This is a genomic window from Duganella fentianensis (assembly GCF_009857835.1).
Taxonomy (GTDB): domain Bacteria; phylum Pseudomonadota; class Gammaproteobacteria; order Burkholderiales; family Burkholderiaceae_D; genus Rugamonas; species Rugamonas fentianensis.
In genome coordinates this window covers 939896-955312 of the sequence record NZ_WWCL01000001.1, presented here as the reverse complement: position 1 = coordinate 955312, position 15417 = coordinate 939896, and the positions used below count along the sequence as shown (strand labels likewise).

At 64.0% G+C, this 15417-nt stretch carries 9 protein-coding genes; all 9 read left to right on the top strand.

Annotation, left to right across the window (positions count from 1 at the left end; genetic code table 11):
* Window positions 1-47: 47 nt before the first annotated feature.
* Window positions 48-1688: a flagellar hook-length control protein FliK gene (locus GTP23_RS04080; protein WP_161033970.1), complete on the top strand. Its 1641-nt coding sequence runs from the start codon at window positions 48-50 to the stop codon at window positions 1686-1688.
* Between the two features lie 177 nt (window positions 1689-1865).
* Window positions 1866-2405 (top strand): flagellar basal body-associated protein FliL, encoded by a 540-nt coding sequence (gene fliL, locus GTP23_RS04075; protein WP_161034621.1) that lies wholly within the window; start codon window positions 1866-1868, stop codon window positions 2403-2405.
* Window positions 2406-2426: 21 nt separating this feature from the next.
* Window positions 2427-3407: a flagellar motor switch protein FliM gene (fliM, locus tag GTP23_RS04070; RefSeq protein ID WP_161033969.1), complete on the top strand. Its 981-nt coding sequence runs from the start codon at window positions 2427-2429 to the stop codon at window positions 3405-3407.
* A gap of 38 nt (window positions 3408-3445) precedes the next feature.
* Complete coding sequence (fliN, locus tag GTP23_RS04065) at window positions 3446-3874, top strand: flagellar motor switch protein FliN (RefSeq protein ID WP_155433269.1); 429 nt, start codon at window positions 3446-3448, stop codon at window positions 3872-3874.
* Complete coding sequence (gene fliO / locus GTP23_RS04060; protein WP_161033968.1) at window positions 3871-4548, top strand: flagellar biosynthetic protein FliO; 678 nt, start codon at window positions 3871-3873, stop codon at window positions 4546-4548. The genes fliN and fliO overlap by 4 nt, the downstream gene beginning before the upstream one ends.
* Window positions 4538-5308: a flagellar type III secretion system pore protein FliP gene (fliP, locus tag GTP23_RS04055; protein WP_161033967.1), complete on the top strand. Its 771-nt coding sequence runs from the start codon at window positions 4538-4540 to the stop codon at window positions 5306-5308. Before fliO ends, fliP begins: the two co-directional genes overlap by 11 nt.
* A gap of 8 nt (window positions 5309-5316) precedes the next feature.
* Window positions 5317-5586 carry a flagellar biosynthesis protein FliQ gene (fliQ, locus tag GTP23_RS04050; RefSeq protein ID WP_161033966.1) on the top strand — a complete coding sequence of 90 codons (270 nt, stop codon included), beginning with the start codon at window positions 5317-5319 and terminating at the stop codon, window positions 5584-5586.
* 41 nt (window positions 5587-5627) lie between these two features.
* A complete protein-coding gene (gene fliR / locus GTP23_RS04045; protein WP_161033965.1) occupies window positions 5628-6482 on the top strand; it encodes a flagellar biosynthetic protein FliR in 855 nt (284 codons plus the stop codon).
* 96 nt (window positions 6483-6578) lie between these two features.
* On the top strand, window positions 6579-15398 hold the full coding sequence (locus tag GTP23_RS04040) for an SPM autocatalytic domain-containing protein (protein ID WP_161033964.1): 8820 nt from the start codon (window positions 6579-6581) through the stop codon (window positions 15396-15398).
* Window positions 15399-15417: the final 19 nt, after the last annotated feature.

Genomic DNA, 15417 nt, shown 5'->3' with positions numbered 1-15417 from the left:
CCCGAGGAAACCGCAAGCACCCCGCAACCAACCGAGATGGCGCGAACATGCAAACCCAGAATCTACTTACTCCTACGCTGAATCCCAACGTGGCGGCCGCGCCCAGAGTCAATCTGAATCTGCAGGCCAGCGGCGGAGATAATGCCTTCCAGCGCGCGCTATCGCGCGAAATGGACCAGCGCCAGAACAGCAGCCCGGTAATCAGCGTCGCGCCCAAGGCCGCCGAACGCCCGGCCACCAGCCGCAGCGAAGGCAGCAAGGCCAGCCAGACGGGCAGCACGGCCGGCACTAGCCAGAACAGCAATGCCAGCGCTGCCAGCGAAAAAGAAGCCACCAGCGCCAGCAGCCACGAAAGCAGCGGCACGGCGGCCGCACCGGCCAGCAATGCCGGCAAGACCGCCGATGCCCAGAGCAGCAAAGATGGCAAGGACAGCGGCGACAGCACGGCCAGTGCCGCCAGCGACGCGCAGGACGCCGCCCAGACCGATCCGATGGCACAGATGCTGGCACTGGTCGCGGCCTTCAACCAGCCCGCCAGCAGCACGGTAGCCGCCGATCCGGCCGCCAGCGCCAGTGCAGCCACTGCCGCGGTGGCCGACAGCGCCCAGAGCGCGCCCGACGTACTGGCCGCCGATCCGGCCGCCAGCGCCGTGGTAGCGGAAGTGGCCAGCAGCGCCGCCAGTGCCGCGCCGGAGGCTCCCGTACTGGATGCGGCCACCCTGCCACAGGAAAGTGCCAGCGACATCGCCGACCTGCCCGCCAGCTTCAAAACCGCGCTCAAACAGGCGCAGAGCGGCAGCAGCGCAGCCAGCATCGATGCCACGCCGGACAGCAGCACGGCAACGCCGGCCAGCACCACCACTGCCCTGCCGAAAGAACTGGCAGCCGCCGTCGCCACGCCGGCCCAGCCGGCCACAGCAGCGGCCGACAGCACGATCAGCGAACAGCCGCACGTCGCCGTGCAGGCCGACACCGGCATGGCCAGCAACAGTGCCAGCGCTGGCGTCAAGGCCGAACCGGCCAGTGTGAGCGCCCAGCCTGCCGCCGACAAGGCCGCCACCAGCGCCGATCCGCTGGCCGCCGCCGTTACCACGCGCAGCAGCAACAGCGAAGCCACGCCCCAGCTGAAAGAAGCAGCACCGGCTATTAGCGCAGTCAGCAACGCCCAGAACGCCATGGCAGCGGCCAAGGCGGCAGCAGCCAGCGCCGTGCCTACGGACAAGCTGAGCAGCCGCGTCGGCACGCCAGCCTGGGACCAGCAACTGGGCCAGAAAATCATCTTCATGGCCGCCGGCGGCGAACAGAGCGCCACCATGGAACTCAATCCGCCGGATCTGGGCCCGCTGCAGGTCGTGCTGAGCGTGAACAAGGATCAGGCCACGGCCGCCTTCACTTCGGCCCAGCCGGAAGTGCGGCAGGCGCTGGAATCGGCCCTGCCCAAGCTGAAGGAAATGATGAGCGAAGCCGGTATCCAGCTCGGTAATGCCAGCGTTTCGGCCGGTATGTCAGATCAAGGCAACGCTTTCAGCCAGCAGGCCAGCGCCGCCCAGAGCGGTTCCGGCGGCTCCGGCCGTTCCGGCAGCGGCACTGGCGGTAGCGGCCTGAGCCGCGATAACGAGCGTAGCGAAGCGCCGCGCAGCGCGCCGCCACGCCGTCTGCCGGCCGGCGCAGTCGATACCTTTGCCTGAGGTAAGGTAAAACAGGGCGGACCGGGGCTCCGCCTGTTACACTAGGGAAACAGCAAACACTGGCTGAATTGCCCCGCTTTTCCCTGCATGCGATGCCGCAGGGACAGGCGAAAATGACATAATGGCGGAGTGATCCACTTTCCGTCGTAGAAGAGCAACTTGAAAGCGAACCCTAAAATGAAAGCCGAGCCGAAAGTCGAAGCCGCACCCGCTGCGGGCGGTGGCAGTAAAAAACTGATTATCATCATCGTGGCACTGCTGCTGGTGCTCGGTGGCGGTGGCGGCGGTGCTGCCTGGTACTTCCTGCATGCGAAAAACGCCGATGCAGCGCATGAAGAGGAAGAGGAAGCGCCAGCCAAAACCAAGCACAAGGCCTCGAAAAAAGGCCATGCCGGTCCACCGGAATATGTGGTGGTCGAACCGTTCACCGTCAACCTGCAACCGGGTGAAGGCGGTGCCGACCAGTATCTGCAACTGGCCTTTACGCTGGAAGTGGGTGGCCCGGAAGAAAGCAAGACCGTCAAAGACAATATGGCCAAGGTGCGTAGCCGCATGTTGCTGCTGTTGTCGAGCAAGCACGCGCAAGACTTGAAGTCGCCCGAAGGCAAAGTCCAGCTGGCCCGCGAGATCATCGCCCAGCTCAAGGAACCCTTCGAAGACCGGGGCGAGCCGCAGGACATTCAGGACGTCCTGTTCACTTCGTTTATCATTCAGTAACCATACAGTAGCTAGAACGTCATGGCTGATAATTTTCTCTCCCAGGAAGAAGTTGATGCCCTGTTAAAGGGCGTCAACGGCGACCAGGACGATGTCGCGGCACAGGAAGATGTTGCGGGCGTCCGCACCTACAACCTTGCCACGCAAGAGCGCATCGTGCGTGGGCGCATGCCTACGCTGGAAATTATCAATGAACGTTTCGCCCGTCTGCTGCGCGTCGGCCTGTTCAACTTCCTGCGCCGCAGCGCCGAGGTGTCGGTCGGCTCGGTACGCGTGTCCAAATATTCGGAATTCATCCGCAATCTGGTGGTGCCGACCAATTTGAATCTGGTGCACATGAAGCCGCTGCGCGGCACCGCCCTGATGGTGTTCGATCCGGGTCTGGTATTCCTGCTGGTGGACAATCTGTTCGGTGGCGATGGCCGCTTCCACACCCGCGTCGAAGGGCGTGACTTTACCCAGACCGAGCAGCGCATCATTCTGCGCATCCTCGATATCGTGTTCGAAGCCTATACCAAGTCGTGGGAGCCGGTGTTCCCCGTCGAGTTCGAATACATCCGTTCCGAAATGAATACCCAGTTTGCCAACATCGCCACCCCGAACGAGGTGGTGGTGGCCTCCACCTTCACGGTGGAACTGGGCTCCGTGTCCGGCCAGATCCACTTCTGCATGCCGTACTCGATGATAGAACCGATCCGCGATTCGCTCACCTCCAGCCTGCAGGGCGAGGCACTGGAAGTGGACAAGCGCTGGATCCGCCTGATGACGCAGCAGATCCAGATCGCCGAAGTGGAACTGGTGGCCACGCTGGGCACGGCCAAAGTGAATTTCGACGAGATACTGAATATGCGCGTGGGCGACATCATCCCGCTGAACATACCGGAACTGCTGGCCGCCACCGTCGATGGCGTGCCCGTGATGGATTGCAGCTACGGGGTGATGAACGGCCAGTACGCGCTAAAAGTAGAGAAATTGCTGGCCAATGCCGATAACATCAAATAAGACCGGCGTGGCCGGTGACCGCAATACAGGAGAGAAGCATGTCGGATAATCAAGACGATCAGCCTATGGACGACGATCCATGGGGCGCGGCCATCGCCGAGCAAGCCCAGGCTGAAGCGGCTGCGGCGGAAAAAGCCCAGGCGCAGGCGGCCAGCGCTGCCGTGTTCAAGGATTTTTCCAACACGGCGCCGAAGACAGAAACCCATAACGATATCGATTTCATTCTCGATATTCCCGTCCAGCTGACGGTGGAACTGGGCCGCACCAAGATCGCCATCAAGAACCTGCTGCAACTGGCGCAAGGTTCGGTGGTGGAGCTCGACGGTCTGGCCGGCGAACCGATGGACGTGCTGGTCAACGGCTGTCTGATCGCGCAGGGCGAGGTGGTGGTGGTGAATGACAAGTTCGGTATCCGTCTGACCGACATCATCACGCCTTCCGAACGTATCCGAAAACTCAATAAATGAAGCGTGGCCTGACTTTCACCCTCCTGATCGCGGCGGCTCTGGCCGCCGCGCCTGCAATCGCCCAGCACCGCGTTTCCGGCACCATAGGCGGCCAGCACGGCGCCAGCGCCCACGCCACAGCCGCCAGCACTCCTGCTGCGGCAGTGGTTAGCAGCGCCGCCGCATCTGCTGCAGCAGCCAGCCAAGCTGCCCAGCCTGCACCAGCCACGACCAGCACCGCCCCTGCTGCCGGCCTGCCGGCCAGCGCTGCTGCGCCGGCCACCAGTGCTAACGCCGCCCCGCCCGGCCCGCTGGCCATGACCATCCCCACGCCGGCACCGGCGCCTGCCAGCAGTGGCGGCCTGCTGCAGACCACCATGGCCCTGCTGTTCGTGCTGGCCGTACTGGTCGGTCTGGCCTGGCTGCTGAAACGCTTCGGCCCCAAACACCTGACGGGCAGCCAGCGCCATATCAAGCTGGTCGATAGCCTCAATCTGGGCGCGCGCGAGCGCATCCTGCTGCTGGAAGTGGGCGAACAATGGATAGTAGTGGGCGCTTCGGCCGGCCGCATGAATGCCCTGACCACGCTGCCGCGGCAGGAACTGCCGCCGGAACTAGCCAGCCCGGACAGCACCGCCAAACCGAATTTCGCCGCATGGCTGAAACAGACCATCGAACAGCGCCATGGCAAATAACTCCCTCCTGCGCCGTCATGGCGCGCGCGCCCTGCTGCTACTGGCAACGCTCAGCCTGCCATTGCTGGCCGGGGCCGAATCGAGCATAGGCATACCGGCCCTGACGGCCACACCGGCACCGGGCGGCGGCACCAATTACACGCTGCCTATCCAGACCATGCTGCTGATGACGGCGCTGAGCTTCATCCCGGCGGCGTTGCTGCTGATGACCAGCTTCACCCGCATCATCATCGTGCTGTCGCTGCTGCGTCAGGCACTGGGCACCCAGTCCTCGCCGCCGAATCAGGTGATGGTGGGGCTGGCGCTGTTCCTCACGCTGTTCGTGATGGGGCCGACCTTCGACAAGATTTATACGGAAGCCTATCTGCCCCTGCAGGAAAACCGCATCAACATGAGCGTGGCCATGGACAGGGGTGCGGCACCGTTAAAAATGTTCATGATGAAGCAGACCCGCCAGGCTGATCTGGCCCTGTTCGTCAAACTTTCGCGCAGCCCTGCCCTGCAGGGACCGGAAGACGTGCCGCTGCGCATACTGGTGCCGGCCTTCGTCACCAGCGAACTGAAAACCGCTTTCCAGATCGGCTTTGCCATCTTCATCCCCTTCCTCATCATCGACATGGTGGTGGCTTCGGTGCTGATGTCGATGGGGATGATGATGATGTCGCCGGCCGTGATTTCGCTGCCGTTCAAGCTGATGCTGTTCGTGCTGGTGGATGGCTGGCAATTGCTGCTGGGCTCGCTTGCCCAGAGTTTCTACTAGGAGCTGCGATGACCCCGGAAAGTGTCATGACGCTGGGCCGCCACGCGATGGAAGTCACGCTGATGATCGCCGCCCCCATGCTGCTGGTGGCGCTGGTGATCGGTCTGGTGGTGAGTATTTTCCAGGCCGCCACCCAGATCAACGAAGCCACCCTGTCCTTCATTCCCAAGCTGGTCGGTATCTTTGTGGCACTGGTCGTGGCCGGGCCGTGGATGCTGGCCACCATGCTCGATTACATGCGCGAAGTGTTTAATGGCATACCGGGTCTGGTGGGGTAGGTCAGATATGCTTTACGGAAATAAATAGGCCGGCTGCCCTCATGCTTTCCTTCTCGTCTGCCGATATTAACCTGTGGGTAGCTGGCCTGTTGTGGCCACTGACGCGGATACTGGCCCTGCTGGCCTCGGCGCCCCTGTTCGGCAATTCGGCCGTGCCGGCCAGCGTCAAAGTCTCGCTGGGCACGCTGCTGGCCATGGTGATTGCACCGGTAGTGCCGCCGCAGCCGGCTGCCGACCCGCTCTCGCTGGCCGGCTTGCTGATTGTGGTGCAGGAAATGCTGATCGGGCTGGCCATGGGGTTTAGTATCCGCATCGTGTTCGCGGCGGTGGAAATGGCGGGCGAAATTTCCAGTCTGACCATGGGGCTGGGATTTGCCACGTTTTTCGACCCGAACACGCAGGGGCGCTCGTCGGCCATCAGCCAGTTTCTGGCATTGGTGGCGACCATGCTGTTTCTGGCAGTGAATGCCCATCTGGTGCTGCTGTCGGCACTGGTGGAGAGTTTTTACAGCCTGCCTGTGTCGGCCTCGCCCGTGTACGGCGGTGGCTTCAAGCAGTTGGCAGACTGGGGCGGCAGGATTTTCAGCACGGGGGTGCAGTTGTCGCTGCCCATCGTGGCAGCTTTGTTGATTACCAACGTTGCACTCGGCATATTGACGCGTGCAGCGCCGCAGTTGAATTTGTTCGGTATCGGTTTCCCCATTACCTTGGGGGTGGGTTTGCTGGTGGTGGCCATGACGCTCCCGTACCTGGCCACGCCGGTGCAGAACTGGTTCCTGGATGGCATAGAGCGGGCGCGGCTGATGCCGCGCACCTGGTCGCAACGGCAGAATAATGCGCCGCCCGCGCCGCCGGTACAGGGACGGCGGCCAGCCGGACTGAGTGTAGTGCCATAGAGAAATACAATGAAGGTATGAACAGCACATAGCAAGGATTTGGTTTCCATGTGGCAATAATGCGCGTATCATGGAAGCATCCGGGAGAACAATGTAATGACTTCGATCGTTAATCTTTTCACAACAGACCAGATCGCCAGTCTCACGACTGTGCAGATCGGCCTGCTGACGACCGAAGATATGAGCGTGCTCAGTTCGGAACAGGTGGCCGTGCTCAGTACGGCGCAGACCAAGGTGCTGCGCACCAACCAGCTCAATGCCCTGAGCGTAGCCGCGCTGGCAGGTCTGGGCACGGACAACATTCCCACCATGTCCACCCTGCAGATCGCCGCCCTCAGTAGCGACCTGTTCTCGGCCCTGAGTACCGACCAGCTGGTAGCCCTGAGCACGCGCGAAATGGCCGCCCTGACCACCCGCCAGCTCAACCTGCTCAATGCCAGCCAGGTCGTGGCGCTGGAAACCGTCGATCTGCGCGCCCTCACCACGGCGCAACTGGCGGCGCTGGGTTCCGATCAGGCCGCCAGCCTGACGACCGACCAGCTGGGCATACTGGCCTCGCAGCAACTGCGCGCTTTCAATACCAGCGCCATCCAGTCACTCACCACCAGCCAGATCGCCAGCCTGAGCACGGCCAATCTGGCCCAGCTGACCACGGGCCAGCTGAATGTATTCAACCTCGACCAGATCAACGTCATCAGCACCGATCAGGTGGTGGGCTTAAGTGGCGCCCAGGTGGCCGGCCTGAGCACCGACCTGCTCAACAGCCTGAGCAGCGACCAGATGGGCGCCATCGAAACGCGCGATCTGGTAGGCATGTCGAGCAGCCAGATACGCTCGCTTGGCGGCACCCAGTTGTCCGGCCTCAGCACCAGCCAGATGCGGGCGCTGCGCAGCCAGGCCATCGCCGCCTTCAGCACCGACCAGATCACCAGTCTGACGACCGACCAGTTCAATGCCCTCAGTACGCTGACGCCGCTGAATTCGGCCCAGATGGGCGCCCTGACGACGGCCCAGCTCAGCAACATCACCACCCGTACCCTGACCACGCTCAGCACGGCCCAGCTGGCTGCGCTGAACAGCGATCAGGTCATCACCCTGACCACCGATCAGGTGGTTGCACTGAGCACCGACCAGTTTGCCGGTCTGGCCACGGACGTGCTGGCGGCACTGGTTTCGGACCAGATGCTGGCGATCGAAACGCGCGATCTGGCCGTGCTCAGTACACGCCAGTTCCGCGTGCTCAATTCCGACCAGCTGCTGGCACTGAGTACCGATCAGGTCAGCGCCATCAGCAGCAATGACCTGACCGGCATGCTGCCGGGCCAGCTGGCCAGCCTGAGCACCGACCAGATCAATGTACTGCGCAACATGCCGCTGCTTAATTCGGCCCAGATCCGCGCACTCACTACCGACCAGATGGTGTCGCTGCAGAGCCGCGCCATCGTCGCCCTGACCAGCACCCAGCTGGCCGCCCTGAATGGCGAGCAGGTACAGGCACTGAGCAGCGACCAGATCATCTGGCTGACGGCCAGCCAGGTAGCCAGCCTGACGGGCGATGTGCTGAACGCCATGAGCAGCGACCAGATCGAAGCGATCGAAACGCGCGATATCGCCGCCCTGCGTTCCTCGCAGGTGAACCGGCTCAACACGGAACAGCTGGTGGTGCTGCTGAGCGACCAGTTTGCTGCCCTCAGCAGCAGCGCCATTGCCGCCCTCAGCACCGACCAGATCAGCGTGCTGACCACCGACCAGCTCAATGCGCTGACTACGCTGGCAGGCATGTCGAGCCGGCAGATCGCCTCGTTCACCACCGACCAGCTGCAATCGCTGTCGACCCGCAATCTGGCTACGCTGGCCAGCGGCCAGCTGCGCGTACTGGGTTCCGACCAGATCATCGCCCTCACCACCGACCAGATCGTCGCGCTCAGCGGTCCGCAATTCCGCGGCCTGAACTCGGCCGCCATCACGGCGCTGACCTCGGACCAGTTGCTGGCCATCGAAACGCGCGACATCGCCGCGCTCGATTCCAGCCAGGTCAACAAGCTGCTGAGCCAGCAGATCGCCGTACTTAGCACGGAACAGATCGCAGCCCTGACTTCGGCCGATACGGCGGCACTGGCCAGCGACCAGATCGTGGCCCTGAACAGCGAGCAGATCGATGCGCTGCGCTATCTGTCGGCCCTGAGCACACGCCAGATCAAGGCGCTCACCACCGACCAGATCAACACCCTCACGCTGAGCGACCTGACCGGCCTGAGCACGCGCCAGTTCTCGGCCTTCACCAGCGACCAGCTGCAAGCCCTGAATACCGACCAGATCGTCGCCCTCAACACAGCCCAGATTACCGCCCTCAGCACCAGCGCCATCGCCTACCTGAGCACGGACGCCATTGCAGCCATCGAGACGCGCGATATCCGCGCCATGCGTACGGCGCAGGTAGCGCAGCTGAGCAGCCAGCAGCTGGCAGCCCTGAGCACGGCCCAGCTGGCCGCCTTCACCACGGCCGAAATCCGCTCGCTGACCAGCAACCAGCTGTCGGCACTGAGTAGCGAGCAGCTGGCCGCGATGAGTTCGCTCAACCCGCTCAGCACGCGCCAGCTGCCGGGTCTGACCACGGCCCAGATCGCCGATCTGACCACGGCCAGCTTTGCCAGCCTGCTGACCAACCAGCTGGCCGCCTTTAACACCGATCAGGCCGCCGCCATCAGCAGTGACCAGGTCTATGCCATGAGCACCGATCAGGTGCGCGCACTGAGCTCGGTGGCCATCGCCGCCCTGGGTACGGACCGCATGGCGGCGCTGCGCAATGCCGATCTGGTGGCCCTGACCACGCGCCAGCTGTCCTCGCTCACCAGCGCCCAGTTGCAGGCGCTCAGCACGGCCCAGCTGCGCGCCCTGCCATCGGCCAATCTGGCCGCGCTGACACTGAGCCAGATTGCCAGCCTGAACAGTGAACAGATCGATGCACTGGTGACGCTGGCTGCGCTCAGTTCGCGCCAGATCGGCGCCTTCAGCACCGACCAGCTGTCCACCCTGAATACGGCCGACCTGCGCACCCTGAGCTCGCGCCAGATTGCCGTGCTCAATACCGACCAGCTGGTCAGCCTCAACACCGACCAGATCCGCACGCTGACCAGCACCCAGTTGCGCGCCATCAGCCCGGCCAATCTGGCCGGCCTGAGCACCGACCAGATTGCGGCCATCAGCAACATCTCGCTGGCCACCCTGAACACGCGCCAGGTGGCCGGTCTGAGTACCGATCAGGTGCGGGCCCTGAGCACCTCGCAGATCAGCATCCTGACCACGGCCGAAATCGCGGCCCTCACGCCTGATCAGAAAGCCGCCCTGAGCAGCGATCAGCTGGCCTCGCTGACTTCGCTGGCCAGCTTCTCGCCGGAAGCCATCGCCGCCTTGACGACCGACCAGATCGCCTCGCTTTCGCTGGTGATTCTGGCCGGCCTGACCTCGCGCCAGATCGCTGCCCTGACCACCGACCAGATGATGGCGCTGAGCAGTGCCGAAGTGGTGGCGCTGACCACGGGCCAGTTCCGCGCCCTTACCTCGGATCAGCTGGCAGCCCTGAATACCGAGCAGATTCAAGCCATCGAACTGCAGGATCTGGCAGCACTCTCGACCAAGCAGATTACGGCCCTGACCAGCGATCAATTGCGGGCGCTGACCGCGCCCCAATTCGGTTCGCTCAGCACCATCGATATCGCCAACCTGACGCCGCTGCAGATCGGTTCGCTCTCGACCGACCAGATCGCCGCCTTCGCTTCGCTGGCACCGCTGACCAGCCGCCAGATTGCGGCGCTCACCACCGACCAGATCGCCAGTCTGGCACTGAACCGCATCACCACCCTGAAAACCAGCCAGATCGCCGGCCTGACCAATCTGCAGGTGGGGGCGCTGACCACGGGGGCGATTGCGGCCCTCAGTTCGGCGCAGGTGCGCAGCCTGAGCGGCACCACCCTGGGCGCCCTGTCGACCGACCAGATCGTTGCCATCCGCGTGGCCAATGTGGCGGCGCTGGGCACCAACCAGATCACCGCCCTGAGCAGCGACCAGCTGGTATCGCTGACCTCTAACCAGTTCGCTGCGCTGACCAGCCGCACGCTGGCTGCCTTGCGCAATGACCAGATCGCTACCCTGACGCTGGCCCAGGTCGATGGTCTGAGCACGCTGTCGCCCTTCACCACCGATCAGGTCGGAGGCTTTACCACCGACCAGCTGGCCAGCCTTGGCGTGGAACAGATACCGACCTTCCGTACCGGCCAGTTGAACGCACTGAGCAATATCCAGCTGGCCGCGCTGACGACGGCCCAGATTGCGGCGCTGGTCACGGCCCAGATCCGCGGGCTCAGTCTGAACACGCTGGCCAGCTTCAGCACCGACCAGATTGCCGCCATGGAGCTGCCCGATGTGGCGGCCTTCCGCAGCGATCAGGTAGCCAGCCTGAGCAGCGATCAGCTGCGCGCGCTCACGCTGGCCCAGCTGGGCGCCTTCACTTCGCAGGAAATCGCGGCCCTGACGCCGGGCCAGCTAGGCATACTGACCACCAGCCAGTTCAATGCCCTGAGCAGTCTGGCCGGCCTCAGCACGCGCCAGATCCGCGGCCTGAGCAGCGACCAGATCATGGCATTGTCGCAAAGCCAGATCGCCGCGCTGAAAACCTCGCAAGTGGCTGCACTGGACGAGACCCAGATCACCTATCTGAGTACCGACCAGATTCCCGCCCTGACCACGGGCCAGATCCGCGCCCTGCCCGGCACGGTGATCGCGGCACTGACCACCGACCAGCTGATCAACCTGACGGGCCCGGATCTGATCGCACTGAAAACCAATCAGCTGATGATGCTCAGCAGCGACCAGCTGGCCGCTCTCACGCTGACCCAGTACGGCACCCTGATCAGCAGCGAAGTGGCAGCCCTGACGACGCGCCAGCTCAGCTACCTGACCAGCGACCAGATCGCCGCACTGAGCAATCTGGCCGTACTGACCACCCAGCAGGTATCGGCCCTCAGTACCGACCAGCTGGTCTCGCTCACGCCAGCCCGCTTTGTTTCGCTCACCACCAAACAGCTGGCGGCGCTGGGCAACCAGCAAGTGGGTGGCATCAATAGCGACCAGATCGTGGCACTGTCGACGGGACAGATACGCGCCCTCAACCTGAGCCTGCTGGCCGCGCTGAACACCGACCAGATCGACGCCATCGAAGCACGCGACTTCGCGGCCATGACCTCGGCCCAGCTGCGCGCCCTGACCACCGACCAGATGGCAGCCCTGCTGACCGACCAGCTACGCGCATTAAGTAGCGCCAGCATTTCCGCCTTCTCGCAGACCCAGCTGGCAGCCCTCAGCAATGTGCAAGCCGCATCGCTGGGCAATCTGGCCGAGTATTCGACGGCCCAGATTGCCGCCATGTCGACCACCCGCATAGCCGGCCTGACGGAATACGATATCGGCCTACTCAACACCAGGCAACTGGCCGTGCTGTCCGCTACCCAGCTGGCGGCGCTGACCACCGACCAGATGGTGCAGCTGCGCGGCAACCAGCTGGCCGCGCTGGCCACGGCCGCCCTGTCCGGCCTGAATTCGGACCAGATCGCCGCCATCGAAGTGCCCGATATCGCCGCGCTGAAATCGGCCCAGCTGCAAGTGCTCAACAGCGCCCAGCTGCTGGCCCTGACGACCGACCAGGTGGGGGCTTTGACTTCGCAGGAAGTCGCGGCCCTGACGCTGGCCCAGGTTGCCGTGCTGAGCACGGCACAACTGGCAGCCCTGAGCAATCTGCGCGGCATGGCCAGCAGCCAGGTGCAATCGCTGACTTCGGACCAGATCCTGTCGCTCTCGCCAGACCAGATCGCCAGCCTGCGCACGGTGCAGGTGGCCGCGCTGCGTTCGGCCCAGCTGGCCGTACTGACTACCGACCAGATCGGCGCGCTCAGCACCGCCAGCATACTGGCGCTGAATACGCGCAATCTGTCGGCCCTGAATAGCGACCAGATCCAGGCCATTTCGCTGGGCGATATCGCCGCCCTGCGTTCGGCCCAGTTGCTGGCCCTGAGCAGCGACCAGATCCAGGCCATCAGCAACAACCAGATCGGCAGCCTGAATACCGCCACCGTGAGTGCGCTGGGCCAGAACCAGATCCGCGCCCTGACGACCGACCAGATCGTCAACCTGACGGAAAACCAGTTCCGTGCCCTGTCGACCCGCGCCATTGCCAGCCTCAGCACCGACCAGCTGGTGGCCATAGAACTCAACGATCTGGCCGCACTGCGCAGCCACCAGATCCGCGCCCTCACCTCGGACGAACTGGTCAGCATGACCAGCGTGCAGCTGACCAGCCTGAGCACGGCGCAGATTGCCGCCCTGACCTCGACCCAGCTCGGCTATCTGACACCCGACCAGTTCTTCATGCTGGGCACACTGGGCGCCTTCAACACCATGCAGATAGCGGCCCTGAGCACGGACCGCATCCAGGCCTTGAACGACGACCAGATCGCCGTGCTCAACACCCTGCAACTGAGCGCGCTGAACAGCCGCCAGCTGGGGGCCATGAACACCCACCAGATTCAGCTGCTGAGCGTGAACCAGTGGCGCGCCCTCAACACGGCAGCCTTGCGCGGCCTCTCCAGCGACCAGATTGGGTCGATGGAAGTGGAAGATCTGGCCGGGCTGAAGACCAATCAGGTCGCTGCGCTCACCACCCAGCAGATCGCCAACCTCAGCGTGGACCAGTTCGGCATCCTCACCACGGCCGAAGTGGCCGCCCTCACCACCACCCAGGTGAAAGCCCTGACCAGCGACCAGATCAACGGTCTGCAGACGCTGGCCGGCCTGACCACGCTGCAGGTGAGCGCCCTCACTACCGACCAGTTCGTGGCCATCGATGGCGACCATATGGTGACGCTGAAGACCAGCCAGATTGCCGCGCTCAGCAAAGGCCAGCTGCAAGGCTTTAGCACCGACCAGATCGTTGGCCTGACCACGGCGCAAGTGCGTTCGCTGAATGTTACGGCGTTTGCCGGCCTCAGCACGGACCAGCTGCAGGCCATCGAAGTCGACGACGTACCGGCCCTGACCAGCCTGCAACTGAATGCCCTCAGCCGCATCCAGTTTGCTGCGCTGACGCTGGACCAGATCGCCGCCCTGGCCACACGCCAGATTGCCACCCTCAGCCCCGGCGACATCACGGCCATGAGCACCGACCAGATCAACGTGCTGACCACGCTGGGCGTGCTGACAGGCAGCCAGGTGGCGGCGCTGACCACCGACCAGCTCAGCTCCATCAACCTCGACCAGCTGGCCACCATCAACTCGGCCCAGCTGGCGGCGCTGACCTTGCGCCAGATGTCCACCCTGAGCACGTCACAGCTGAACAGCCTGACGCCGAATCAGGCGCGTGGTCTGAACATGACCACCCTGAATACCGACCAGATCGCCGCGCTCAATGCCGACGCTGTCGGCGGCCTCACCACGGGCCAGCTGCAGACCCTGAAGACGGCCCAGCTGGCCGCCCTCACGGCCAACCAGTTTGCCGCCCTTACCACCAAGGCGCTGGCTTCGCTGGCGGTAACCCAGGTGCGCGGCATTACCACCGACCAGCTGGCAGCACTGGGTTCCATGAGTGCCTTCACCACAAACCAGATCGGCGGCTTCAGTTCCGACCAGATCAGCGGCCTGTCGTCCGATATGCTGAACGGCATGCGCACGGCACAGATGGCTGCCATGGGTTCGACCCAGTCCATCGGCCTGACCACGGCCCAGCTGGCCGTGCTCGATCCCGTGCTGCTGTCGATGCTGTCGGCCTCGGCACTGAATGCCCTCGGCTCCGATCAGGTACGCTCGCTGGACGGCAATGAAATCGCCGCCCTGAAGACGGCCCAGCTGGCCAATCTGACGGCCACCGCCATCGCCTACCTGAGCGCAGTGCAGATAGGTTCGCTGACCACCGCGCAGATGCGCTCGCTCAAAGCCACCCAGATCAAAGCCCTGACGGCCGAACAGATTGCGGCCATCAGCATCGCCGATGTGGCGGCCATGGCATCGACCCAGGTGTGCGCCCTGACCACCGACCAGCGCGCCGCGCTGACGGCCGACCAGCTGGCCGTACTGCCGGCCGGTAGCCCGCTGATCCTCGATCTGGATGGCAACGGCATCCGCACTACGGGCATCGAAGCAGGCACCCGGTTCGACATCTATGCCGATGGCGAACGTATCAACACGGGCTGGGTAGGCAGCGGCGACGGCTTGCTGGTGCTCGATCGCAACCACGATGGCCAGATCAGCGACGGCCGCGAACTGTTCGGCACCGCTACCCAGCGCAGCGATGGCAGCCGCGCCAGCGACGGTTTCGCCGCCCTGTCCGATCTGGACAGCAACCATGACGGCATCGTCGATAGCAAGGATAGCCAGTTCGATGCTCTGCGCGTCTGGGTCGACAGCAATAGCGACGGCGTCAGCCAGAGCGGAGAATTGCGCACGCTGGGCTCGGTCGGCGTGGCCAGCCTGACGGTGGATGCCAGCAAGGTCAGCGAACTCGATAACAATAACTGGATAGGCTTGCGCTCCAGCTTTACCCGTAGCGATGGCAGCAGCGGCCAGCTGGCCGACGTCTGGTTCCTGACCAGCCGCGCCGCCAATACCAGCGCTCTCACCCAGGCCATCGCTCAGGCCATCACCGAGTCCGCCGGCGAGTACGCCACCAGCACGCCGAACCAGCTCAGCGTCCCTGCGGCCGCAGCCGGCCCACTGGCAGCCGCCAGCGCCAGCCTGTCCAGCCAGGTGGCCGCGCTGGGCGAACAGCTACGCCGCTACGATGCCGCCAGCGCCAGCCTGAGCGACACCGCCAGCAGCCCGCAGGACTGGCTGCGCCAGCCGCTCCAGCACGGCATCCTCGCCGTCAAATAAAGCCGCCCGGGGGCGCTGG

Coding starts and splice junctions, on each gene's coding strand:
- fliQ (WP_161033966.1), top strand. CDS start 5,317: ATGACCCCGGAAAGTGTCATGACGCTGGGCCGCCACGCGATGGAAGTC.
- fliR (WP_161033965.1), top strand. CDS start 5,628: ATGCTTTCCTTCTCGTCTGCCGATATTAACCTGTGGGTAGCTGGCCTG.
- fliO (WP_161033968.1), top strand. CDS start 3,871: ATGAAGCGTGGCCTGACTTTCACCCTCCTGATCGCGGCGGCTCTGGCC.
- fliP (WP_161033967.1), top strand. CDS start 4,538: ATGGCAAATAACTCCCTCCTGCGCCGTCATGGCGCGCGCGCCCTGCTG.
- fliM (WP_161033969.1), top strand. CDS start 2,427: ATGGCTGATAATTTTCTCTCCCAGGAAGAAGTTGATGCCCTGTTAAAG.
- fliN (WP_155433269.1), top strand. CDS start 3,446: ATGTCGGATAATCAAGACGATCAGCCTATGGACGACGATCCATGGGGC.
- GTP23_RS04080 (WP_161033970.1), top strand. CDS start 48: ATGCAAACCCAGAATCTACTTACTCCTACGCTGAATCCCAACGTGGCG.
- GTP23_RS04040 (WP_161033964.1), top strand. CDS start 6,579: ATGACTTCGATCGTTAATCTTTTCACAACAGACCAGATCGCCAGTCTC.
- fliL (WP_161034621.1), top strand. CDS start 1,866: ATGAAAGCCGAGCCGAAAGTCGAAGCCGCACCCGCTGCGGGCGGTGGC.